This is a genomic window from Kitasatospora sp. SUK 42 (genome assembly GCF_015776785.2).
Lineage (GTDB): Bacteria > Actinomycetota > Actinomycetes > Streptomycetales > Streptomycetaceae > Kitasatospora.
The window spans coordinates 702,390-725,473 of the sequence record NZ_LFMD02000002.1 but is presented as its reverse complement, the minus strand read 5'-3'; the positions used below and the strand labels follow the sequence as shown (position 1 = coordinate 725,473).

Below are 23,084 nucleotides of genomic sequence, written 5' to 3'. Positions count from 1 at the left end.
AATGAAGGTGTTCAGGGCGCACCCCCAAGGTGCGTACCTGGCACGACACTTGGGGGTCCTGCCATGGCATTCCGTCATCTCAACGAGCTCCCGCTGGGCGACAAGGTCTTCCGGATCGAACTCTCCAGCGACGACGACCGAGAGGTCACCCTCACCCTGACCGGCTGGCGCGAGGGGGCGGCTGCCACGCCGCTCGCCTCGGGCCGGCTCCGCCTGCCGGTCGAGGACGTCGCCTCGCTGCGGATCGCGCTCAACCGCGCGCTGCGGGCGCTGGCGATCGTCGCCGACGTCTCCGAGCCCATCCCCGACCGCGACGTGCTGCGCGAGCTCTACCCGGGGCACGGCGCCCCCTGGGTGCCGCAGCACGAGGAGGAGTTGGTCCGGCGCTTCCACGACGGCGAGACCGTCGCCCGGATCGCCGCCCGCTTCGGCCGTACGCCCGACTCCGTCCGGACCAAGCTGCGCGAGCTCGGGCACGACCCGCGCCGCCCCGAGTTCTGCCCGCCCGACGGCTGCCTGTCCTGGTCCCGCTACGCCTCGCCGGCCCTGCTCGGCGCGGCGGTCCCGGGCCAGGGGGCGGGTTCCGAGGCGAGCTGACCGTCCTGGTGCGCGGGTGCGGTCCGTCGGGCCGCACCCGCTCGGCGTGAGCGCGGCGGGGTGATCGGGATAGCGTGGTCGGGCAGCGACGAAAGGACCTTCCACCACCATGACCCGCGTGATCGCCGGGGCGGCCGGCGGCCGCCGACTGGCCGTACCGCCCGGCCGGGGCACCCGTCCGACCTCCGACAAGGCCCGCGAGGCGATGTTCTCCACCCTGGAGGCGCTGCACGGCACCCTGCACGGGACCCGGATGCTGGACCTGTTCGGCGGATCGGGCGCGGTCGGGCTGGAGGCGCTCTCGCGCGGCGCCGAGCACGTCCTGCTGGTCGAGGCGGACACCCAGGCGGCCCGGGTGATCCGGGAGAACGTCCGCACGATCGGGCTGCCCGGTGCCGAGGTGCGGGCCGCCAAGGCGGAGAAGGTGATCGCCGGGCCGCCGCCGCAGACCCCGTACGACCTGGTCTTCCTCGATCCGCCGTACGCCGTGACGGACGAGGAGCTGCGCGAGATGCTGATCACACTGTCGGCTGGGGGCTGGCTCGCGGAGGACGCACTCGTCACCGTGGAGCGCAGCACCCGCGGCGGTGACTTCGGCTGGCCCGAGGGCTTCGAGGTGCTGCGTTCCCGCCGCTACGGCGAGGGGACGCTCTGGTACGGTCGCGCCGCCGCCGCGGCCGGCGAGCAGGAGTAGCGGGCCGGGGCCCGCAGTAGCCGTCACCCCACGAGGGAGCACACACGCCATGCGCCGAGCCGTCTGTCCCGGTTCGTTCGACCCGATCCACAACGGTCACCTCGACATCATCGAGCGCGCCTCGAAGCTGTACGACGTGGTGCACGTCGCGGTCCTGGTCAACCGGAACAAGCAGGGCATGTTCACCATCGAGGAGCGGATCGGCCTGATCGAGGAGGTCACCGCGGCGTTCGGCAACGTGGTGGTCGAGTCGCACCAGGGCCTGCTGGTGGACTTCTGCCGGGAGCGCGGCATCCCGGCGATCGTCAAGGGCCTGCGCGCGGTGAGCGACTTCGACTACGAGTTGCAGATGGCGCACATGAACAACGGCCTGACCGGCGTGGAGACGCTGTTCCTGCCGACCTCGCCGACGTACAGCTTCCTCTCCTCGACGCTGGCCAAGGAGGTGGCCTCGTACGGCGGCGACGTCTCGCACCTGCTGCCGGAGACGGTGCACCGCCGGCTGGTGGAGCGGATCGCGGAGCGCAAGGCCGAGCAGTAGCCGGACGGTTGTCCTTTTCTGCCGCTTCGTCATGGATTGTCCGGGTCGGTGGAGGTCGGTTCGGCTCGGACGTTGTGAGCTCGCCACGCGGGGGCCGTACAGTCTGTATTCCTGCCCTGCGGTGAGGTGCACCGCGCTGGGCCTGCCTCCGCCGGACCGTCGGCGGCACACGGAAAGACGAAGCCCCGTGGACGTGCAGAACAAGGTCGACGAGATCGTGGCGGCGGTCGAGAACGCCCGCTCGATGCCGATGTCGGCCTCCTGCGTGGTGAACCGGGCCGAACTGATCGGCCTGCTCAACGACCTCAAGGCGGCCCTGCCCGCCGAACTCGCCCAGGCCCAGTCGGTGATGGCCGACCACGAGCAGGTGGTGGCCGGCGCCCAGGCCGAGGCCGAGCGGATCATCCAGGGGGCGCACGCCGAGCGCGGCTCGCTCATCTCCGACACCGAGGTGGTCCACCGGGCCCAGGCCGAGGCGGACCGGATCCTCGCCGAGGCCCGGACCGAGGTCGAGACCAAGCGTGCCGAGGCCGACGACTACGTGGACAGCAAGCTCGCCAACTTCGAGGTCGTGCTGACCAAGACGCTCGGCGCGGTCGGCCGCGGCCGGACCAAGCTGCGCGGCGACTCCAGCGTCTTCGAGGCCGAGCAGCAGGGCGAGACCGACGGCGAGGAGTTCCAGCCGCAGCGGATCAGCCCGAGCCCCGAGGTCGACGAGTACGTCGATGTGAAGCTCGCCACGCTGGAGAGCGTGCTCGGCGCCACCCTGGAGGCCGTCGGCAAGGGCCGCGACAAGCTGCTCGGCAAGCGGCCGATCGACGAGCTGGGCGCCTACCTGGCCGCCGCCGACCAGGCCCAGCAGGCCAAGGAGCGGGCCGAGGCGGTGGCCGCGGGCTTCGCCGAGGACGCCAACGGTGACGACATCGCCTGGTACCGCGAGGACGTCCCGCAGCAGCAGACCTGGCCCGAGCAGACCCCGGCCGCCGCCGGCTGGCAGGATCCCGGGGCCGACCAGTACGCGGCCGCCCAGCAGCAGGGCGGGCAGTACGCCGAGGTGTACGGGGGCGGCTACGAGCAGGCCGTCCAGGGTGACCCGTACCAGGCCCAGTGGGTCGACCAGCAGCAGGGCGGCTACCCGCAGCAGCAGGACTACCAGGGCCAGCAGCAGGGCGGCTACGGCTACCAGCAGCAGGGCTACGGCGCCCAGCAGTACGACGGCTACGACTACCCCCAGCCGCCCGCCGCGCCGCCGGCCGTGCCGCACCAGCAGCAGGGACTGGAAGAGACCAGCTTCTTCGACACCAGCATGATCGACATGACCAGGCTGAGGGAGCTCGGCGGGCGCTGAGCCGGCCCCGGCGGGCCGGCCGCAGAGTGTCCTGACGGGGCCGAAGTTGGGCCTGGCGGGAGACTCCGGTAGTCTGACCACTCCGGCATCCCCATGTCCGGCTCTCGGCTTGCCCTCGCAAAGTCGACTTGTATGGGGAATCGTCGATCATTTCCTATGGAAGTCAGGACACCTTGAACCGCCTCGACCACCGCGACCCCCTCGTGTTCGACACGCACGAGCTTGGCCGTCGTCCGGGCTCGATGCGCAAGGTGAGCCGAACCCTGGAGGCCCCCGAGGGCTTCGGGATCATCGACGTGATCGGCGTGCCGGAGAAGAGCCCGATCGAGCTGGAGCTCCGCCTGGAGTCCGTGGTCGAGGGCGTGCTGGTCACCGGCACCGCCGAGGCCCACGTCGAGGGCGAGTGCGTCCGGTGCCTGGAGCCCGTCGACTTCGACATCGACGTGGACTTCCAGGAGCTGTACTACTACCCGGAGTCCGACGAGCGCCACCGCGCCCGGACCACCGGGACCGAGGACCTCGACGAGGACTCGGAAGAAGAGACTTACCGCCTGGAGGGCGACTTCTTCGACCTCCAGCCGGTGCTGCGTGACGCGGTGGTGCTCGCACTGCCGCTGCAGCCGGTGTGCCAGGAAGACTGCCTGGGCCTGTGCTCCGAGTGCGGAGCGCGCCTGAGTGACGACCCGACGCACCACCACGATGCCGTCGACCCCCGGTGGGCGGCTCTGCAGGGACTCTCCGCCACTCCCGGCGACGAGGCCCGTGCCGAAGCCGCTGATCAGCGGCGGGGATTCAAGAACAGCGACACCCGTGAGGGTCTCGCCGAGAACCAGGAGAAGTAGCCGTGGCTGTTCCGAAGCGGAAGATGTCGCGCAGCAACACGCGCCACCGCCGTTCCAACTGGAAGGCCGTTGTCCCGGCCCTCGTGGCGTGCGACCGCTGCCACGAGCCGAAGCTGGCGCACATCGCGTGCCCGAGCTGCGGCACGTACAACCGTCGCCAGGTCCTCTCGGTCTGATCGGCGGGGTGCACGGATCGATGTCGGACGGTAACTCCACCCGCAAGTCGTCCCCCGTCTCGAAGGGTTCTTCGAGCGGCGGCAAGGCCGGCGGTCCGGCTTCGACCGAATACGACGTCCTGGAAGGGCGCCTCGGGTACACACTTGAGCGCGCCCTTCTGGTACGTGCCCTCACCCACCGCTCGTACGCGTACGAGAACGGGGGCCTGCCCACCAACGAGCGCCTGGAGTTCCTCGGCGACTCGGTGCTGGGCCTGGTGGTGACCGACACCCTCTACCGCGTCCACCCGGACGTCCCGGAGGGCACGCTCGCCAAGCTGCGCGCCGCGGTGGTCAACTCGCGCGCGCTCGCGGACGTCGGCCGGGGCCTGGACCTCGGCGTGTTCATCCGGCTCGGCAAGGGCGAGGAGGGCACCGGCGGCCGCGACAAGTCGTCGATCCTCGCCGACACCGTCGAGGCCGTGATCGGGGCCATCTACCTGGACCAGGGGCTGGAGGCGGCCACCGAGTTCGTCCACCGGCTGTTCGACCCGCTGATCGAGGAGTCCTCTCAGCTGGGAGCCGGCCTGGACTGGAAGACCAGCCTCCAGGAGCTCACCGCCTCGGTGGGCATCGGGGTGCCCGAGTACGTGGTCATGGAGTCCGGTCCGGACCACGAGAAGACCTTCACCGCGGCGGCCCGGGTGGCCGGCGAGGACTTCGGCAGCGGCGTCGGCCGCTCGAAGAAGGAGGCCGAGCAGAAGGCCGCCGAGAGCGCCTGGCGCGCGATCAAGGAGAAGTACGCGGACCGGCTGCCCGCCGGCTCCTGACTCGAAGTAGCCTTCACTCCTGCTGATCCCGTCTTTCGCAGGAGGCCTGTCACCGTGCCCGAACTCCCCGAGGTCGAGGTCGTCCGCCGCGGTCTGGCGAACTGGGTCGCCGGGCGGACCGTCGCCGACGTCCAGGTGCTGCACCCGCGCGCGGTGCGCCGCCAGCCGGCCGGCGCGGCCGACTTCTCGGCCCGGCTGACCGGCACCACCCTCGGCACCGCGCAGCGGCGCGGCAAGTACCTGTGGCTGCCGCTGGCCGGCACCGGGGCGGGATTCTCACTGATCGGCCACCTCGGCATGAGCGGCCAGCTCCTCGTCCAGGACCCGACGGTGCCGGACGAGACCCACCTGAGGGTCCGGCTGCGGTTCACCGACGGCGGGCGCGAGCTGCGCTTCGTCGACCAGCGGACCTTCGGCGGCCTGGCGGTCGAGGAGGCCGAGGAGGACGACCCGGAGGGCACCCCGGTCTCCATCGCGCACATCGCCCGCGACCCGCTCGACCCGCGCTTCGACGACGAGGCCTTCGTGGCCGCGCTGCGGGCCAAGCGCACCACGGTCAAGCGCGCGCTGCTCGACCAGACCCTGATCAGCGGCGTCGGCAACATCTACGCCGACGAGGCGCTGTGGCGCGCCAAGCTGCACTACGACCGCCCGACCGCGACGCTCACCCGCCCGCAGGCCGCCCTGCTGCTGGCCCACGCCCGGGACGTGATGTCCGCGGCCCTCGCCGTCGGCGGCACGAGCTTCGACAGCCTGTACGTCAACGTGAACGGCGAGAGCGGCTACTTCTCCCGGGACCTCGACGCCTACGGCCGCGAGCAGGAGCCCTGCCGCCGCTGCGGCACCGCGATCCGGCGGGCCTCCTGGATGAACCGTTCCAGCTACTTCTGCCCGCGCTGCCAGCGCCCGCCGCGGGTCCGCTAGGGCGTGCCCTGCGGACCCGGCACGGATCCGCAAGGACACGCCCCGGCGTTCGGCGCCGGGCGCTCTCAGCGCTTGGCGAGCTCGGGTTGGTCGGCGGCCGACTCGCCGAGGGCGCCGTGGGTGTCCTGGCCGAAGTAGGCGACGCCGACCGCGGAGACCACCGCGAGCAGGAAGCCGAGCACGCCGAGCCAGCCCAGGCCCGCCTTGGAGGAGTCGCCGAGCCAGAGCACGCCGACCGCGCCGGGCAGCACCGTCTCGCCGACCACCAGGGCGGCGGTCGCGCCGTTCACCGAGCCGATCTGGAGCGCCACGGTGTGCACGTACATGCCGCCGAGGCCGCCGATCAGGATCGCGTACAGCGCCGGGTCGGAGAGCAGTTGGCCGAGGTCGAACGGCTCGATGCCGTTGAGGATGCGCACGCCGACGCCGAGGGCACCGAAACCGAGGCCGGAGAGCAGACCGGCGACGATCGCGCCCTTGGAGCCCATCCGGCGCACCAGCAGGCCGCCGCCGACGAGCAGCACGGTGGTGATGATCAGCAGCCACCAGTGGAAGGCCATCGCCGCGTGGTGGCCGCCCTCAGGGCCGGCCGAGACGGCCAGCAGCACCAGCGCCGAGCAGAGCACGCCGATCGAGGCCCACTCCAGCTGCTTGAGCCGGATGCCCAGCAGCTTGATGCTCAGCACCGCGGTGATCACCAGGTTGGCGCTGATGATGGTCTGGGAGAGGAACAGCGGCAGCAGCCGGGCGGCCAGCGCGCCCAGTCCGAAGCCGATCAGGTCGAGCACCGTGCCGAGGATGAACTCCCAGGTGACGGCGGCCTTCGCGGTCGAGGAGAGGCTCGGCCCGCCGTGCTCGGTGGTCGAGGTGGTGGCGCCCTTGGCGGCCTCCTCCCGGGCGGAGCGGCGGGATCCGACGGCCTGCAGGACCGAGCCGGTGCCGTAGCAGGCGGATGCCGCCACGGCCGTGACGAGGCCGATGATCACCGAGCGCTCCGATCGGGAGTTGGGTCAAGAACAGGTAATGGGACCAGCGGTCCGGGACCAGTGTGCCCGTTCGCGCGGTACGGTCGGCACGCCCCCCGGAGCACCTCCGTGCTGCCTCCGACCGGCCCGGGCCCGCCGGGACGTACGTCCGGCCGCCCCAGGTGGTTCCCGTGGCCCACCCATCTCAGGGTCGACCTGGGGAAATCTCATCCGTGAGAAGGGGAGCGGCCCCGGCGGACGGCGGGGAACCTTGTCGATACCAGTATGCGAAGGGTATGGCGTGCTCCGGCACCGGTCGCGGTAGCGTCGGGTGCATGAGAACCCTTGCACGACGTTCCCGGGGCACCGGGCCGCTCGCCCTGGTGGCGGCGATGCTCGGGCTGCTGCTCCTGCTGGCACCGGCGGCCTCGGCCGCCGGCGGGCTGAGCGACGCCTCCACCACCCTGAAGCAGGGCAAGGTCTACGTCGACCCGGCGATGACGAGCCGCTTCAGCCAGAGCCAGGCGGATGCCCTGACCTCGAAGATCAACAAGGCCGACAAGCCGATCTTCATCGCGGTGGTCCCCGACGCTCCCTCGTACAACTCCAGGACGATCTTCCAGGACCTGCGCACCAAGGTCGGCATCGACGGCGTCTACGCGGTCTGGCTGGGCGACAAGTTCGACGCCCGCAACGACCAGGGCGCCATGGGCAAGGGCATGGCGCAGCGGATCGCCGGTGCGTCCTTCCGCTCGCACCAGGGCGACATCGACGGCACCCTGAACGACTTCGTCGACCAGGCCGCCCCGCAGGCCAAGGGCAACGGGGTCAACCACACCACCTCGATCGCCTGGGTGGTCATCCCGGTCGTGCTGGTGGCGCTGGCCGGCGCCGGTGTCTTCCTCCTCTTCCGCCGCGCCAAGAAGCGCAAGGAGGAGCAGGCCCGCGCCGAGCTGGAGCAGCTGCGCCGCGTGGTGGACGAGGACATCACGGCCTTCGGCGTCGAGCTGGAGCGGCTCGACTTCAGCCCGGCGGCCGCCGACGCGGACGACGCCCAGCGCACCGACTACAGCCACGCCCTGGACTCCTACGAGAAGTCCAAGCGGCTGATGGACGAGGCGAAGAAGCCGGACGACGTCAAGCAGGTCACCGAGGCGATCGAGGACGGCCGGTTCTCGCTGGCCACCCTGGCCGCCCGGCGGGACAAGCGCCCGCTGCCCGAGCGGCGTCCCCCGTGCTTCATGGACCCGCGGCACGGTCCGTCCGTCAAGGACGTCGAGTGGGCCCCGGCCGGCGGCTCCGCCCGCAGCGTCCCGGTCTGCCAGGCCGACGCCGACCGGGTGGCGGCCGGCCTCGACCCGGCGGTCCGCACCGTCGACACCGAGCACGGCCCGCAGCCGTACTGGAACGCCGGCCCGGCGTACGCGCCCTACGCGGGCGGCTACTACAGCAGCTTCGGCGGCGGTCTGCTGCCGGGCCTGCTGGTCGGCACCATGCTCGGCTCGATGATGAGCTCGCCGGCCTACGCGGCCGCGCCGATGATGGACCACGGCTACCAGGACCAGTTCGAGGGCGGTGACTTCACCGGCGCCGACTTCAACGGCGGCGACTTCAGCGGTGGGTTCGGCGACTTCGGCGGTGGCGGCGACTTCGGTGGCGGCGGCGACTTCGGCGGCGGGGACTGGTAGTCCCTCCGTCCGAGGGCCGATGCCCGCGGCCCCGCCGGTTCCGACCGGCGGGGCCGTTCGCCGTCCGGGGACGGTGGAACCGGGCACGGGCTGTGGGTTTGAGAAGGCAACCCGGCGTGGCAGGCTGACGCTGTGACCTCCGACACCGCCGGCACCCCCGAAACCGGCACCCCCGAAGCCGTCGCCAGGACCGTGGCCGTCCCTGGCCGGCCCTGCTCGATGGCGGCCGCGCTGCAGGTGATCGGCGAGAAGTGGGCGCTGCTCGCGGTGCGCGAGCTGTTCTACGGCAACCACCGCTTCGACCGGATCGCCCGCAACACCGGGGCGCCGCGCGACCGGCTGACCGCACGGCTGCGGGCGCTGGAGGAGGCCGGAGTGGTCGAGCGCCGCCGGTACAGCGAGCGGCCGCCCCGCTACGAGTACCACCTCACCGAGGCGGGGCGGGACCTCGCCCCCCTCGCCCACGCGCTGCGCGCCTGGGGCGACCGCTGGCTGCTGCCGGAGTCCCCGGTGACCTTCGCGCACGCGCCCGAGGGCCATGAGCCGCACCCCTACGACCCCGCCTGGGTCTGCCGCACCTGCGGCCGGGAGGTCCGGCGCGGCGAACTGCACGCCGAGGTGCACAGCCCGGGTTGGACGGTCGAGGGCCCCGTGGAGCTGTGACCGGGCCCGAGGTTCGTTAGGGTCGGGGCATGCACGGTCGCGACGCCCACAGTGAGGAACCGGTCCGGGTGACCGCCTGGGTCCGGGGGAAGGTCCAGCAGGTCGGCTTCCGCTGGTGGACCAGGGCGCGGGCGCTGGAGGTCGGACTGACCGGCTACGCCAGCAACCTCGGCGACGGCCGGGTGCAGGTGGTGGCCGAGGGCCTGGCCGCCGACTGCGAACTGCTGCTCGCCCTGCTGCGCGGCCCGGACACCCCGGGCGCGGTGAGCGGCGTGACCGAGATCTGGACCGCCGTCGGCGCGGGCTACGAGGGCTTCGAGATCCGCTGAGCCGCCGGCCCCGGCCCGGCCAGCCCGCGTCCGGCCCCCTTACCACGGCCGCGGCCCGTCCGCGGCCCGGAACTGATCCGCAACCGTCGGTGTCATACGGTTGCCATCCGGGCAGACTCGTGGTTGACTCCGCATCGAACGATGATCCACGAGCACGTGGTGGACCCGGGCCCGAGACCCCCAGGCGTGACGACACCGCCGGGCAGGTGACAGGGGCGCGGTAGCGTGCGGTGATCGTGTTGACCCGTACCGTCTTTGGTGAGACGCTTGAAGCCCGCGCACACGATCGCGTTTTCCGGTAGGTGCATGCCCTCGTGAGCCCAGCTCACGGTGGTTGTGCCGTAGTGCCCAGCCAGCACTTCCGGTGCGCGCCGCGCGTGCGTCCCCCTTCCCCCTAGACCTGTACCGTTCCGGTTCGGTCACTCAGCGTGGAGGACCATTCATCATGGCAAAGGCGCTTCTCGGGTACGTCGGCGGCCCCGACCCGCGAATGCTCTCCGAGATGCGACGGCTTCAGCAGCGCGTCCAGGACCTTGAAGCCGAGCTCCTTCGGATGCAGGCTGAGAACGACGCTCTCACCGCTGTCGCTGACGAGCACTCGCTGCTCAACAGCATCGATCTGGAGCAGCGGGAGCCGGCGCTCACCTGAGTCCGCCCCCGGTCCTCACAGATCGACGCCGCTGTGCACTGAGCCGCCCCGAAAGGGACGCAGCTTTGCAAGGGACGCCCGGATGTGGCGTCCCTTCGTCGTGTCCGACTCCGGATACAGTCGCACGCTGAGGCCCCTGGCGAGCGATACGAGGAGACCGGCCGCGTGCACCTGAAGAGCCTGACGCTACGCGGGTTCAAGTCCTTCGCCTCCAGCACCACCCTGCGCTTCGAGCCGGGCATCACCTGCGTGGTCGGCCCGAACGGCTCCGGCAAGTCGAACGTGGTCGACGCGCTGTCCTGGGTGATGGGGGAGCAGGGGGTCAAGTCGTTGCGCGGCGGCAAGATGGAGGACGTCATCTTCGCCGGGACCAGCGGGCGCGCCCCGCTCGGCCGCGCCGAGGTCAGCGTCACCATCGACAACGGCGACGGCGCCCTGCCGATCGAGTACTCCGAGGTGACGATCACCCGGACCATGTTCCGCAACGGCGGCAGCGAGTACGCGCTCAACGGTGAGACCTGCCGCCTGCTGGACATCCAGGAACTGCTCTCCGACTCCGGCATCGGCCGCGAGATGCACGTCATCGTCGGACAGGGCCGGCTCGACTCCGTCCTGCACGCCGACCCGATGGGCAGGCGCGCCTTCATCGAGGAGGCGGCCGGCGTCCTCAAGCACCGCAGGCGCAAGGAGAAGGCGCTGCGGAAGCTGGACGCGATGCAGGGCAACCTCAACCGGGTCCAGGACCTGGTGGCCGAACTGCGCCGCCAGCTCGGACCACTCGGCCGGCAGGCCAGGACCGCCCGCCGGGCCGCAGGCATCCAGGCCGACCTGCGCGACGCCCGGCTGCGGCTGCTCGCCGACGACGTGCTCACCCTGCGTCAGGCGGTCGAGGCGGAGGTCGCCGACGAACTGGCGCTGCGGCTGCGGCGGACCACCGTCGAGCAGGAGCTGGCCCGCGCGGTGCAGCGCGAGCGGGTCCTGGAGGCGCAGGTCCAGCAGCTCGGCCCGAGCCTGGAGACCGCCCGGCAGACCTGGTACCGGCTCTCCGCGCTCGCCGAACGCACCCGCGGCACGATCGGGCTGGCCGAGGCCCGGGCCCGGCACGCCGCCGCCGGGGGACAGGTCGAGGAGCGGCGCGGCCGCGATCCGGAGGAGCTGGAGCGCGAGGCCGAGCGGGTCCGCGAGGAGGAGGCCGCGCTCGCCGAGGCGCTGGAGGAGGCACAGTACGCGCTGGCCGAGGCGGTCGAGCGCAAGGGCGAGCTGGAACGCGCCCTGGCCGCGGAGGAGCGCCGGCTGCGGGACGCCGCCCGGGCCATCGCGGACCGCCGGGAGGGCCTGGCCCGGTTGCAGGGGCAGGTCGCGGCCGCCCGGTCCAGGGCCGCCTCCGCACAGGACGAGATCGGCCGGCTCACCGAGGCCCGGGACGAGGCGCTGCTGCGCGCCGACGCCGCGCAGGGCGAACTGGACGAGCTCCAGCGGCAGGTGGACGGCCTGGCCGGGGACGACGAGCCGGCCGAGGACGGGTACCGCCGGGCGCGTGAGGAACTGGCAGCGGTGGAGCGGGAGTTGGCCGCCGCCAGGGAGGCGGCCGGGGCCGCCGAGCGCGAACGGGCCGGGCTCACCGCGCGGCACGAGGCGCTCTCGCTCGGGCTGCGCCGCAAGGACGGCACCGGCGCGCTGCTGGCGGCGGGGGAGCGACTGGCCGGGCTGCTCGGCCCGGCGGCCGCGCTGCTGCGGATCGAGGCCGGGTACGAGGTGCCCGTCGCGGCGGCGCTCGGGGCGGCGGCCGACGCGGTGGCCGTCGACTCGCCGTCCGCCGCCGCAGAGGCGCTGCGGCTGCTGCGGGCCCAGGACGCCGGGCGGGCCGCACTGCTGATCGCCGGGGCGGCCGGGGCGCCCGGCGCGGCGGGGGAGCTGCCGGGCGGAGCCCGTTGGGCGGCCGAACTGGTGGACGGGCCAGCGGAGTTGATCGCCGCCGTGCACGGCCTGCTGGCCGGGGTGGCGGTGGTCGACGATTTGGACGGGGCGCTGCGGCTCGTCGCCGGGCACCCCGGGGTGTCCGCCGTCACCGCCGAGGGGGACCGGCTGGGCGCCGGCTTCGCGCACGGCGGCTCCGGCGGGGCGCCCAGCCTGCTGGAGACCCAGGTCGCGGTGGACGAGGCGGCCCGGGCGATCGAGGAACTCGCCCTCCGCTGCGCCGAGTCGGCCGAGCGGCTGGCCGAACTCACCGAGCTGCGCCGGGAGTCGGCCGCCGAGGTGGAACGCCTCGGAGAGCGGCAGCGGCAGGCGGAGAAGGAGCGGGCGCAGGTGGCCGGCGCGCTGGGCCGCCTCGGCGGGCAGGCCCGAGCCGCCGCCGGGGAGGCCGAACGGCTGTCGGCCGCCGCCGCCCGGGCCGAGCAGGGGCTGGCCGAACTGATCACCGCCGCGGAGGAGTTGGCCGAACGACTGGCCGTCGCCGAGGAGTCCGCGGAGGCCGGGGAGGACGAGCCCGACCCCGCCGAGCAGCAGCGGCTGACCGAGGCCGCCTCCGCCGCCCGGCAGGCCGAGCTGGAGGCCCGGCTCTCGGTGCGCACCCACGAGGAGCGGGTCCGCGCCCTCGCCGGCCGGGCCGACCAGCTGGACCGGGCGGCGCGCGCCGAACGCGAGGCGCGCGCCCAGGCCGCCGAGCGCCGTCGGCGTGCCGCGCACGACGCCGGGGTCGCGAACGCCGTCGCGGCCGGCGCCCGGCAGCTGCTGGCCTGTCTGGAGGTGTCGCTGGCCCGCGCGGACGCCGGGCGCGCGGCCGTCGAACAGGCGCGCACCGAGCGCGAGACCGAGCTGCGGGACCACCGGGAGCACGGTCGGGGCCTCAAGGAGGAGTTGGACAAGCTGGTCGACGCCGGGCACCGGGACGAGGTGCTGCGGGCGGAGAAGCGGCTGCGGATCGAGCAGCTGGAGGCCCGCGCGCTGGAGGAGTTCGGCATCGACGGGGGTGAACTGCTGGCCTCGTACGGGCCGGACCAGGCCGTCCCGCCGTCGGCGCCCGAGGACGGCGGCCAACCGGGCGAGCCGTCGGGGGCGCCGTACCCGTACGTCCGGGCCGAGCAGGAGAAGCGGCTCAGGGCCGCCGAGAAGGCGTACCAGCAGCTGGGCAAGGTCAACCCGCTGGCGCTGGAGGAGTTCGCCGCGCTGGAGGAGCGCCACAGGTTCCTCGGCGAGCAGCTGGACGACCTCAAGCGCAGCCGGCGCGACCTGATGGACATCGTCCGGGACGTGGACCAGCGGGTCGAGCAGCTGTTCACCTCGGCGTACCACGACACCGCCGCCCAGTTCGAGGGCGTCTTCGCCCGGCTCTTCCCGGGCGGCGAGGGGCGGCTGGTGCTGACCGACCCGGACGACATGCTCACCACCGGGGTCGAGGTGGAGGCCCGCCCGCCGGGCAAGAAGGTCAAGCGGCTGTCGCTGCTCTCCGGCGGCGAGCGCTCGCTGACCGCGGTGGCGCTGCTGGTGGCGATCTTCAAGGCCCGGCCCAGTCCGTTCTACGTGATGGACGAGGTGGAGGCGGCGCTGGACGAGACCAACCTGCGCCGGCTGATCGGGATCATGGAGGAGCTGCGGGAGAGCTCCCAGCTGATCGTGATCACCCACCAGAAGCTGACCATGGAGTCCGCCGACGCCCTGTACGGCGTGACGATGAAGGGCGACGGGATCTCGCAGGTGATCAGCCAGCGGCTGCGCGAGGCGACGCCTCCCGGCCGCCAGGCCGGGGGAGGGCGGCGGGAACGCGGATCGCGTGCGGTGGTGCCCCGGCAGCAGGAGGAGACGAGCGACTCCGGGGCGACGGGGGCCTGACCCGTCGACCTGTGCCGGGGCAGCTGCCCCCGGCGCGACCGATCCCGGATACTGGAGCGGTTGTGACTCCTCCCCCTCGCCCTGCGAGGGGGCTTCTCACTCAGCCGTTGAAACAACCTCGTGACGGCCAAGCCCTGACCGGTGCCGAACGGCACACTGGTCAGCGTAGGGGAGGCGGCGACGCGAGTGCGTCGGTGACCGAAGGATCACTCTGTCGGGGGACCCAACGAAGGAGATTTATGTGGAATACGTGATCCTCGCCGTAGTCATCGCCGTGATCGCCATCAGTGCGATCGCGGGCCTCGTCGTTTCCGGCAGACGCCGCCGGGAGCTGCCCCCGAAGTCGCAGGCGCCGGTCATCACGGCGCCGAAGACCACCCCGCAGGAACCCCAGGTCGGCGAGGAGGCCGCGCCGCCCACCGAGGAGCCGCGCCGCACCGTCGAGGAGGTCCCGCTCCCCGAGGCCCCCGAGGCCGTCGAGGTCGAGGCCCCCGAGGTGGCCGAGGCGGCGCCCGCCGTCGAGGTCCCCGAGCCCACCGCCGGCCGGCTGGTCCGGCTGCGCTCCCGGCTCTCCCGCTCGCAGAACTCGCTCGGCAAGGGCCTGCTCTCGCTGCTCTCGCGCGAGCACCTGGACGAGGACACCTGGGAGGAGATCGAGGAGACCCTGCTCACCGCGGACGTCGGCGTCGCCCCGACCCAGGAGCTGGTCGAGCGGCTGCGCACCCGGGTGAAGGTGCTCGGCACCCGTACGCCCGACGAACTGCGCGGCCTGCTGCGCGAGGAGCTGGTCGAGCTGGTCGGCAAGGACGCCGACCGTTCCGTCCGCTCCACCAAGCACGAGGAGGGCCCGGCCGTGGTCCTGGTCGTCGGCGTCAACGGCGTCGGCAAGACCACCACCACCGGCAAGCTCGCCCGCGTCCTGGTCGCCGACGGCCGCAAGGTGGTGCTCGGCGCGGCCGACACCTTCCGGGCCGCCGCCGCGGACCAGCTGCAGACCTGGGGCGAGCGGGTCGGCGCGCGCACCGTGCGCGGCCCCGAGGGCGGGGACCCGGCCTCGATCGCCTTCGACGCGGTCAAGGAGGGCATCGCCGAGGGCGCGGACACCGTGCTGATCGACACCGCCGGCCGACTGCACACCAAGACCGGCCTGATGGACGAGCTGGGCAAGGTCAAGCGGGTCGTCGAGAAGCACGGCCCGGTGGACGAGGTGCTGCTGGTGCTGGACGCCACCACCGGTCAGAACGGTCTGATCCAGGCCCGGGTGTTCGCCGAGGTGGTGGACATCACCGGCATCGTGCTGACCAAGCTGGACGGCACCGCCAAGGGCGGCATCGTGGTCGCGGTGCAGCGCGAGCTGGGTGTGCCGGTCAAGCTGATCGGCCTGGGCGAGGGCGCGGACGACCTGGCGCCGTTCGAGCCGGGCGCGTTCGTGGACGCGCTGATCGGGGACTGACCGAAGCCCCCGTCGACGAAGGGTCCGCTCCCGTGAGGGGGCGGACCCTTTCGCATGCCTCCGCCCTCGCTTCGCCTGCCCTCGCTCGCTTCGCTGCCTCCGCTTCGCCTGCCTCAGCGCGTGGCCCGGAGGCGGGCCGCCGTGTCGGCGGGGCCTCGGTCAGGACGCCATCCAGACCGGCTCGGCGGTGCGCTCGCGGCCGCGGTGGCAGGCGTAGGCGAGGGTGCCGAGCAGCAGCCGGGCCTCAGGGGGGCAGCCGGCGTTGTCGCGGGTGGGGCGGCGCAGCCAGCGGACCGGGCCGAGCCCGCCGAGGACGGTGGGCGGGGCGGCGACGTAGCTGCCCTCGCCGTGGCAGGTCAGGTCGAGCGCGGCGTCGTCCCAGCCCATCCGGTACAGCAGGTCGGGCAGTCGGCGGGCGGTGCCGGGGGCGACCAGGAACTGGAGCCGGCCGGTGGGCGGGGCGAGCACCGGGCCGACCTGGGTGCCCATCCGCTCCAGGCGGACCAGCGCCTGGAGGCCGGCCTGCTCGGGGACGTCCAGCACGTCGAAGGCGCGGCCGGTGAGGAACAGCACCGAGTCCGCGGCGCCGGTGGCGGGGGCCCGGACCCCGATGCCCGGCACGGGGTGCAGGCCGGGCGCGGCGCAGCGGTGGGAGCCGCAGGGACAGCGGGTCTGGGCGGTGGCGGGGGCGGCAGGGTCGCCGGTGGCGACCGCCCAGCCCCAGCGGCCGGTGTACTCCGCGGCGGCCTGGGACGCGGTGGCCTTGGTGCGGCGGCGCGCGCCCAGCGGTGCCAGCCGCAGGTGCCCCAGTCGAAGTTCGCCGAACAGGTTGTCCATGCCTCCCCCAACAGGTTGTCGTTGCCGATGGTTACGGGACGGTGACTGTGTGTCGTTTTCTCTGGTGCGTCGTGCGTGGTGCGGTGGCGGCGCGCAGCGCATGGCGTGCGCCTGTTGCCGTGATGCGCCTCGGGCGCCGCCTTGTGGCGGAGGCGAGGATGCCGGATCGTCAGGTGCGCGGGGCGGTTGCCGTCCGGAGTGGGCGGTGAACTCGCCTGTGACTGCGGTGGATTGACGGGTCTGCCGGGTCTTCCGGGATGAGTCGGAGGACTTGGCGGCCCGCATATGCCGGACCGTTGGGACTACCTAAGTGAAGCGTGCGCCCCCGGGCTTCGGTTCACTCCTGGGGGTGGCGAAAGGTGGCGTTTCGCCAGGGCCGCTCCCGCGGGCCCCTCGCGGGGCATTACGTTCAGCACACGGACGTCGTCGGGGCACCCGCTCCGGGCCGTCGGGGAGCGGGAGTTGGTGAATCTGACGCACCGTCCGCGACGATGGCGCACCAGTACGACGAGGCGGTACCGCAACACCTCAGGCACGGCACGTCTGGCAAGAGCCCGCAACCGTCGGGCGGTCACGATCGGGGGCCCCGCGAGGGGCCGGGCGGGATGGGACGCTCCCATGGCAGAGAAGCAACCGAATGAGAAGCTGACCACGTGGTTCGCCCGCAGTGGCTGGTCAAAGGGCGAGTTGGCCCGTCAGGTCAACCGCCGGGCCCGCCAGATCGGCGCCCACCACGTGTCCACCGACACCTCCCGGGTGCGCCGCTGGCTCGACGGCGAGCAGCCCCGGGAGCCGATCCCCAAGATCATGTCCGAGCTGTTCTCCGAGCGCTTCGGCTCCGTGGTCTCGATCGAGGACCTCGGCCTGCGCGCCGCGATCCCGGTCTCCACGGTGGGCGGCGGCGTGGACCTGCCGTGGAGCGCGCCGCAGACCGTCCAGCTGATCAGCGACTACTCCCGCAGCGACCTCATGCTCAACCGCCGGGGCTTCCTCGGCACCTCGCTCGCGCTGACCGCCGGCGCCGCGCTGATCGAGCCGATGCAGCGCTGGCTCACCCCCGGCCCCACCGGCATGCCCACCCCGATCCTCACCGCGGCCAACGGCGGCGAGGCCTTCACCGGCCGGCTCTCCGAGCCCGAGCTGGAACTGCTGGAGCAGACCACGGTCATGTTCCGCCAGTGGGACGCCCAGAACGGCGGCGGCCTGCGCCGCAAGGCCGTGGTCGGCCAGCTCCACGAGGTCACCGACCTGCTCCAGGAGACGTACAGCGAGGACACCACCAAGCGGTTGTTCCGGCTCACCGCCGAGCTGGCCCACCTGGCCGGCTGGATGTCGTACGACGTCGGGATGCACCCGAGTGCGCAGAAGTACTACGTGCTCGCGCTGCACGCCGCCAAGGAGGCCGGCGACCGCCCGTTCGGCGCGCTGATCCTCACCGACATGAGCCGCCAGATGATCCACCTCAACCGGGGCGAGGACGCCCTGGAGCTCATCCACCTGGCGCAGTACGGCAGCCGCGACACCGCCACCCCGCGCCAGCAGTCGCTGCTGTACGCGATGGAGGCGCGCGCCTACGCCACCGTCGGCGAGGTGAACCGCTGCGCCCGGGCGATCCGGCTGTCCGAGGACACCTTCACCGACATCCGCGAGGGGGACCAGGACCCGGACTGGCTGAAGTTCTTCTCCCCGGCCGAGCTGAACGCGGAGAACGCGCACTCCTTCCGCGACCTCGCCTACCACTCGGACAACGCCCAGCTGTACGCCTCGATGTCGGCGCCGGTGATGGAGCGGGCGGTCGACCTCTTCCGCCAGGACGACGACCACGTGCGGTCGTACGCCTTCAACCTGATCGGCATGGCCAGCGTGCACCTGCTGCAGAAGGAGGCCGAGCAGGCGGTGGTGATGGCCGAGCAGGCGGTGGACATCGCCACCAAGGTGCGGTCGGAGCGGCTGAACTCCCGGGTCCGCAAGACCACGGAGGCCGCGGCCGCCCGGTTCAAGGGCGTGGACGCGGTGAGCCGGCTCAAGGAGCGGGTCGTCCAGGACATCCCCGAGTTCGTCTCGGTGGTGTGACGCCGCCGCCTTTCCGCTGACGTCCGCCCCCGCTGACGCGGCCTTTCCGCCGACTCCACCGACCGTGACGGCCGCCGCCGCCACGGTCGGTGGCGGTTGGGGCACCGGCGGCTCCGGGGCGGTGGCCCGGTCACCCGTCCGGCCGTGTGGCGGGGCGGCGGTTCACGCGCTCGTAACCCGCGCGACGCATGCGTCACGGCCGCGAAACAACCGGCCGCACTCGCCGAAACCAGCCTTCGGCACTCTCCTCTCATCGCCGACACCCGGGGGCACGGGACGGATCCCGGGGTAGAACGGTTTGGACGCAGAGGAGACGCCGATGCCGGACGGCTTCAGCGCGGGCGACACCGCCTTCGTGCTCATCAGTGCGGCCCTGGTCATGGTGATGACCCCGGGCCTGGCCTTCTTCTACGGGGGCATGGTCAGGGCCAAGAGCACCCTGAACATGCTGGCGATGAGCTTCCTCTCGCTCGGCATCGTCAGCGTGCTCTGGGTCCTGTACGGATACTCGCTCAGCTTCGGGCCCGACTCCTTCGCGGGGCTCATCGGCAACCTGGACTTCCTCGGGATGCGCGGCGTCGGGCTGAACGAGCTGACCGGGTCCATCCCGGTGACGGCGTTCGCGCTCTTCCAGCTGATGTTCGCGATCATCACACCGGCGCTGATCAGCGGCGCCGTCGCGGACCGGGCCAAGTTCGCCGCCTGGGGCCTGTTCATCGCGCTCTGGGTGACCGTCGTCTACTTCCCGGTCGCGCACTGGGTGTTCTTCTTCGACGGCGGCCACGGCGGCTGGCTGGGCGACCGCAACGGCGTGATCGACTTCGCCGGCGGCACGGCCGTGCACATCAACGCCGGGGTCGCGGGCCTCGCGCTCTGCCTGGTGCTGGGCAAGCGGGTCGGCTTCAAGAAGGACCCGATGCGCCCGCACAGCCTGCCGCTGGTGATGCTCGGCTCCGGGCTGTTGTGGTTCGGCTGGTTCGGCTTCAACGCGGGCTCGGCGCTGGCCGCCAACGGGGTGGCCGCGATGGCGGCGGTGAACACCCAGGTCGCCACCGGGGCGGCGCTGGTCGGCTGGCTGGTCTACGAGAAGCTCCGGCACGGCGCGTTCACCACACTGGGTGCCGCCTCCGGAGCGGTGTCCGGGCTGGTCGCGATCACCCCGGCCTGCGGCTCGGTCAGCCCACTCGGCGCGGTGGCGATCGGCCTGGTCGCGGGTGCGGTCTGCGCCGCCGCCGTCTCGCTCAAGTATCGCTGGGGCTTCGACGACTCGCTCGACGTGGTCGGCGTGCACGCGGTGGGCGGGGCGGTCGGCTCGCTGCTGGTCGGCCTGTTCGCCACCGGCAGGGTCGGCCAGACCGCCAGGGGCCTGTTCTACGGCGGCGGGTTCGGCCAGCTCGGCAGGCAGGCGATGGGCGTGGCGGTGGTCGCGGCGTACTCCTTCGCGCTGTCCTGGCTGCTGGCCAAGGCGGTGGACCGGCTGGTCGGCTTCCGGGTCGCCGAGGAGGTCGAGGTGGCCGGCATCGACCAGGCCGAACACGCCGAGTCCGCCTACGATTTCAGCGCGGTGGGCGCGGGCCTGGCCCGGGCCGTGCAGACCCCGGGCCTCACCTTCGCGGCCTCGCCCCCGGCCGCCACGCCCGTCGGGAAGCCCGCCGAGAAGTCCGACGGGCACTCCGACGGGAAGTCCGACGAGAAGGGTGGCGGGAAGTCCGCCGGGAAGGGCGCCGAGAAGAGCGCCGGGAAGACCGTCAAGAGGACCGAGGTCGACGCCTGATGAAGCTCATCACCGCCGTGATCAAGCCGTACCGCCTGGACGAGGTCAAGGCCGCCCTGCAGGCCTTCGGGGTCCACGGCCTGACCGTCACCGAGGCCAGCGGCTACGGCCGCCAGCGCGGCCACACCGAGGTCTACCGGGGCGCCGAGTACACCGTGGACCTCGTGCCGAAGGTCAGGATCGAGGTCCTGACCGAGGACGAGGACGCCGACGAGCTGATCGAGGTCCTGGTCAAGGCCGCCCGGACCGGCAGGATCGGCGACGGGAAGGTGTGGAGCGTCCCGGTCGACACCGCCGTCCGGGTCCGCACCGGCGAACGCGGCCCGGACGCCCTGTAGCCCCGGCGCCCGGCATGACCACCCCGACCAGCCCGGTGGGCCCGGGCGACCACGCCGCCGCCCGGGCCGCGCTGCTCGCCGCCCCCGGCCTGACCGGCCGACCCCGCCGCGCCGCGCTCGCCCGGCTCACCGACGACTGGCTGGCCGGGCTGCTCGCCGCGGCCGGCGCCCCGCCCTCCGGCGTCGCGCTGGTCGCGGTCGGCGGCTACGGGCGGGGCGAGCTGTCCCCGCGCAGCGACCTGGACGTCCTGCTGCTGCACGACGGACCGATCGCCCGGGAGCTGCCCGAGCGGATCTGGTACCCGGTCTGGGACGCCGGCGCCCGGCTCGACCACTCGGTGCGCACCGTCGCCGAGGCCCGTTCCGTCGCCGCCGCCGACCTCAAGGCCCAGCTGGGCCTGCTGAACGCCCGCCACCTCGCGGGGGACGGGGCGCTCACCGCCGCGCTGCGCTCCGCGGTGCTCACCGACTGGCGCGCGAGCGCCCCCGCGCGCCTGCCCGAGCTCCAGGAGCTGGGCCGGGAGCGGGCCGAGCGGCACGGCGAGCTGTCCTTCCTGCTGGAGCCCGACCTCAAGGAGTCCCGCGGCGGTCTGCGCGACCTGGTCGCGCTCGACGCCGTCGCCGCCACCTGGCTCGCCGACGCGCCCCGGGACGGCCTGGCCGCCGCCGCGCTGCGGCTCGCCGACGTCCGCGACGCGCTGCACCTAACCACCGGCCGGGCCACCGAGCGGCTCAGCCTGCAGGACCAGGACCAGGTCGCCGAGCGGCTCGGCGTCCTGGACGCCGACACCCTGCTGCGCCAGGTCTACGAGGCCGCCCGCACGATCGCCTACGCGAGCGACGTCACCTGGCGGGCGGTGGACCGGGTGCTCGCCGCCCGCTCCGGCCGGGGCCGCCGGGTGGGCCGGCTGGCCTTCCCCTTCACCGGCGCCGGACGCGGCACCGGCGCGGTGGCCCGGGGCGCGGTCCAGCGCCGCCCGCTCGCCGAGGGCGTGGTCGAACAGGACGGCGAGGCGGTGCTCGCCCAGGCCGCCCGCCCTGCCGCCGACCCGGTGCTGCCGCTGCGCGCCGCGGCCGCCGCGGCGCAGAACGGGCTGACCGTCTCCCATGCGACGGTGCGCCGGCTGGCCGCCGAGTGCCGCCCGCTGCCGGTGCCCTGGCCGGACGAGGCACGCGAGCGGCTGGTCGCCCTGCTCGGCGCGGGGGCGGCGGCCGTCCCGGTGTGGGAGGCGCTGGAGGCGCAGGGCCTGGTCACCCGGCTGCTGCCGGACTGGGAGCGGGTCCGCTGCCGTCCGCAGCGCAACGCGGTGCACCGCTGGACGGTGGACCGGCACCTGGTGGAGACGGCGGTCCGGGCCGCCGCGATGACCCGCCGGGTGGCCCGGCCGGACCTGCTGCTGGTCGCCGCGCTGCTGCACGACATCGGCAAGGGGTGGCCCGGCGACCACAGCGCGGCGGGCGAGGTGATCGTCCGCGACCTGGCCGCCCGGATGGGCTTCCCGCCCGAGGACACCGAGACCCTGGCGGTGCTGGTCCGCCACCACCTGACCCTGGTGGACACCGCGACCCGGCGCGACCCGGACGACCCGGCGACCGTCGAGGCGGTCACCAAGGCGGTCGGCACCCTGCCCGAGCTGGAGCTGCTGCACGCGCTCACCGAGGCCGACGCGCTGGCCACCGGCCCGGCCGTGTGGAGCCGCTGGCGCGCCTCGCTGGTGGACGGCCTGGTGGCCCGGGCCGCCGCGCGGCTGGACGGGGGCGGGACCGGGGGAGGGGGCGCGGAGGTGACGGCCGCACCGACCGTCGAGCAGGAGCGGCTCGCCGTCGAGGCCGCCCGCACCGGCGGTCCGGCGCTGTCCCTGCGGGCCCAGGCCCCGGGTGCGGACAAGCGTGTGGACAAGCGTGCGGACCAGGGCGTGGATCAGAGCGCGGACCAGGGCACCGAGCCGATGGGCGTCGAACTGAACCTGGCCGTCCCGGACCGGCCCGGGCTGCTCGGCACCGTCGCCGGGGTGCTCGCGCTGCACCGGCTGACCGTCCGCTCGGCGGGCCTGCGCGAACTGGACCCGATCGGCGCCGGCCCGGTGCTGCTGCTGTCCTGGCGGGTGGCCGCCGAGTACGGCGAGCCGCCCGAGGCCGCCCGGCTGCGCGCCGACCTGCGCCGGGCGCTGGACGGCTCGCTGGACGTCGCCCGGCGCCTCACCGAGCGGGACGCCGCCGCCCCGCGCCGCCGGGGGATACCGACCCCGCCGCCGCTGGTGGCGGTGGCGCCCGCGGTGGCCTCGGCGACCGCGACCGTCCTGGAGGTCCGTGCGCACGACGCCCCCGGGCTGCTGCACCGGATCGGCCGGGCGCTGGACGGGGCGGGCGTGCGGGTGCGCACCGCGTACGTCTCCACGCTGGGCGCGGAGGCCGTCGACTCCTTCTACCTGACCGATCCGGAGGGCCGGCCGCTCACCGCCGAGCGGTCCGGGGAGGTGGCGGCGGCGGTCCGGGCGGCGCTGGGCTGAGAACCGGACCGGGCAGGGGTGGAGACCGTACCCGGGGCGGCCG

General features: G+C 73.5%; 20 protein-coding genes. 18 read left to right on the top strand and 2 right to left on the bottom strand.

The window, feature by feature from the left end; genetic code table 11:
* The first annotated feature begins 63 nt into the window (after nucleotides 1-63).
* The 8 genes from RZ50_RS03005 to mutM all read left to right on the top strand — a co-directional run bounded on the left by RZ50_RS03005 (nucleotide 64) and on the right by mutM (nucleotide 5,931).
* Nucleotides 64-597 (top strand): hypothetical protein, encoded by a 534-nt coding sequence (locus RZ50_RS03005; RefSeq protein ID WP_196946870.1) that lies wholly within the window; start codon nucleotides 64-66, stop codon nucleotides 595-597.
* A gap of 109 nt (nucleotides 598-706) precedes the next feature.
* Nucleotides 707-1,291, top strand: coding sequence for a 16S rRNA (guanine(966)-N(2))-methyltransferase RsmD (rsmD, locus tag RZ50_RS03000; protein WP_196946871.1), 585 nt, complete (start codon nucleotides 707-709; stop codon nucleotides 1,289-1,291).
* 49 nt (nucleotides 1,292-1,340) lie between these two features.
* Nucleotides 1,341-1,832, top strand: a complete 492-nt coding sequence (gene coaD, locus RZ50_RS02995) for a pantetheine-phosphate adenylyltransferase (protein WP_196946872.1) — start codon at nucleotides 1,341-1,343, stop codon at nucleotides 1,830-1,832.
* Nucleotides 1,833-2,019: 187 nt separating this feature from the next.
* Nucleotides 2,020-3,180 (top strand): cell division initiation protein, encoded by a 1,161-nt coding sequence (locus tag RZ50_RS02990; protein ID WP_196946873.1) that lies wholly within the window; start codon nucleotides 2,020-2,022, stop codon nucleotides 3,178-3,180.
* A gap of 251 nt (nucleotides 3,181-3,431) precedes the next feature.
* Entirely contained in the window at nucleotides 3,432-4,022 is a 591-nt protein-coding gene (locus tag RZ50_RS02985) for a DUF177 domain-containing protein (RefSeq protein ID WP_374199862.1), read from the top strand.
* 2 nt (nucleotides 4,023-4,024) lie between these two features.
* Entirely contained in the window at nucleotides 4,025-4,198 is a 174-nt protein-coding gene (gene rpmF, locus RZ50_RS02980; protein ID WP_035866499.1) for a 50S ribosomal protein L32, read from the top strand.
* Nucleotides 4,199-4,218: 20 nt separating this feature from the next.
* Nucleotides 4,219-5,007, top strand: coding sequence for a ribonuclease III (gene rnc / locus RZ50_RS02975; protein ID WP_196946875.1), 789 nt, complete (start codon nucleotides 4,219-4,221; stop codon nucleotides 5,005-5,007).
* 54 nt (nucleotides 5,008-5,061) lie between these two features.
* Nucleotides 5,062-5,931: a bifunctional DNA-formamidopyrimidine glycosylase/DNA-(apurinic or apyrimidinic site) lyase gene (gene mutM, locus RZ50_RS02970; RefSeq protein WP_196946876.1), complete on the top strand. Its 870-nt coding sequence runs from the start codon at nucleotides 5,062-5,064 to the stop codon at nucleotides 5,929-5,931.
* 65 nt (nucleotides 5,932-5,996) lie between these two features.
* Here the strand turns inward: mutM and RZ50_RS02965 are convergent, their stop codons facing one another.
* Entirely contained in the window at nucleotides 5,997-6,917 is a 921-nt protein-coding gene (locus RZ50_RS02965; protein ID WP_196946877.1) for a hypothetical protein, read from the bottom strand.
* A gap of 314 nt (nucleotides 6,918-7,231) precedes the next feature.
* Here RZ50_RS02965 and RZ50_RS02960 point away from each other — a divergent pair, with 314 nt between their 5' ends.
* The 6 genes from RZ50_RS02960 to ftsY all read left to right on the top strand — a co-directional run bounded on the left by RZ50_RS02960 (nucleotide 7,232) and on the right by ftsY (nucleotide 15,509).
* Nucleotides 7,232-8,584 carry a hypothetical protein gene (locus RZ50_RS02960; protein WP_196946878.1) on the top strand — a complete coding sequence of 451 codons (1,353 nt, stop codon included), beginning with the start codon at nucleotides 7,232-7,234 and terminating at the stop codon, nucleotides 8,582-8,584.
* 132 nt (nucleotides 8,585-8,716) lie between these two features.
* Nucleotides 8,717-9,247, top strand: coding sequence for a helix-turn-helix domain-containing protein (locus tag RZ50_RS02955; RefSeq protein WP_308271267.1), 531 nt, complete (start codon nucleotides 8,717-8,719; stop codon nucleotides 9,245-9,247).
* Between the two features lie 29 nt (nucleotides 9,248-9,276).
* Nucleotides 9,277-9,576, top strand: a complete 300-nt coding sequence (locus RZ50_RS02950) for an acylphosphatase (protein WP_196946879.1) — start codon at nucleotides 9,277-9,279, stop codon at nucleotides 9,574-9,576.
* A 445-nt stretch (nucleotides 9,577-10,021) separates the two neighbouring features.
* Entirely contained in the window at nucleotides 10,022-10,225 is a 204-nt protein-coding gene (locus tag RZ50_RS02945; RefSeq protein ID WP_196946880.1) for a hypothetical protein, read from the top strand.
* Nucleotides 10,226-10,390: 165 nt separating this feature from the next.
* On the top strand, nucleotides 10,391-14,056 hold the full coding sequence (gene smc / locus RZ50_RS02940; RefSeq protein WP_196946881.1) for a chromosome segregation protein SMC: 3,666 nt from the start codon (nucleotides 10,391-10,393) through the stop codon (nucleotides 14,054-14,056).
* A gap of 241 nt (nucleotides 14,057-14,297) precedes the next feature.
* A complete protein-coding gene (gene ftsY, locus RZ50_RS02935; protein WP_196946882.1) occupies nucleotides 14,298-15,509 on the top strand; it encodes a signal recognition particle-docking protein FtsY in 1,212 nt (403 codons plus the stop codon).
* 159 nt (nucleotides 15,510-15,668) lie between these two features.
* Here the strand turns inward: ftsY and RZ50_RS02930 are convergent, their stop codons facing one another.
* Nucleotides 15,669-16,346 carry a bifunctional DNA primase/polymerase gene (locus RZ50_RS02930; protein ID WP_196946883.1) on the bottom strand — a complete coding sequence of 226 codons (678 nt, stop codon included), beginning with the start codon at nucleotides 16,344-16,346 and terminating at the stop codon, nucleotides 15,669-15,671.
* A 618-nt stretch (nucleotides 16,347-16,964) separates the two neighbouring features.
* On the opposite strand from RZ50_RS02930, the gene RZ50_RS02925 reads away from it, so the two are divergent.
* The 4 genes from RZ50_RS02925 (at nucleotide 16,965) to RZ50_RS02910 (ending at nucleotide 23,041) form a co-directional block, all read left to right on the top strand.
* Nucleotides 16,965-18,419 (top strand): hypothetical protein, encoded by a 1,455-nt coding sequence (locus tag RZ50_RS02925; RefSeq protein WP_196946884.1) that lies wholly within the window; start codon nucleotides 16,965-16,967, stop codon nucleotides 18,417-18,419.
* 319 nt (nucleotides 18,420-18,738) lie between these two features.
* Nucleotides 18,739-20,193: an ammonium transporter gene (locus tag RZ50_RS02920; RefSeq protein ID WP_254801962.1), complete on the top strand. Its 1,455-nt coding sequence runs from the start codon at nucleotides 18,739-18,741 to the stop codon at nucleotides 20,191-20,193.
* On the top strand, nucleotides 20,193-20,531 hold the full coding sequence (locus RZ50_RS02915; RefSeq protein ID WP_196946885.1) for a P-II family nitrogen regulator: 339 nt from the start codon (nucleotides 20,193-20,195) through the stop codon (nucleotides 20,529-20,531). The genes RZ50_RS02920 and RZ50_RS02915 overlap by 1 nt, the downstream gene beginning before the upstream one ends.
* A gap of 14 nt (nucleotides 20,532-20,545) precedes the next feature.
* Nucleotides 20,546-23,041 carry a [protein-PII] uridylyltransferase gene (locus RZ50_RS02910; RefSeq protein WP_196946886.1) on the top strand — a complete coding sequence of 832 codons (2,496 nt, stop codon included), beginning with the start codon at nucleotides 20,546-20,548 and terminating at the stop codon, nucleotides 23,039-23,041.
* Nucleotides 23,042-23,084 lie beyond the last annotated feature (43 nt).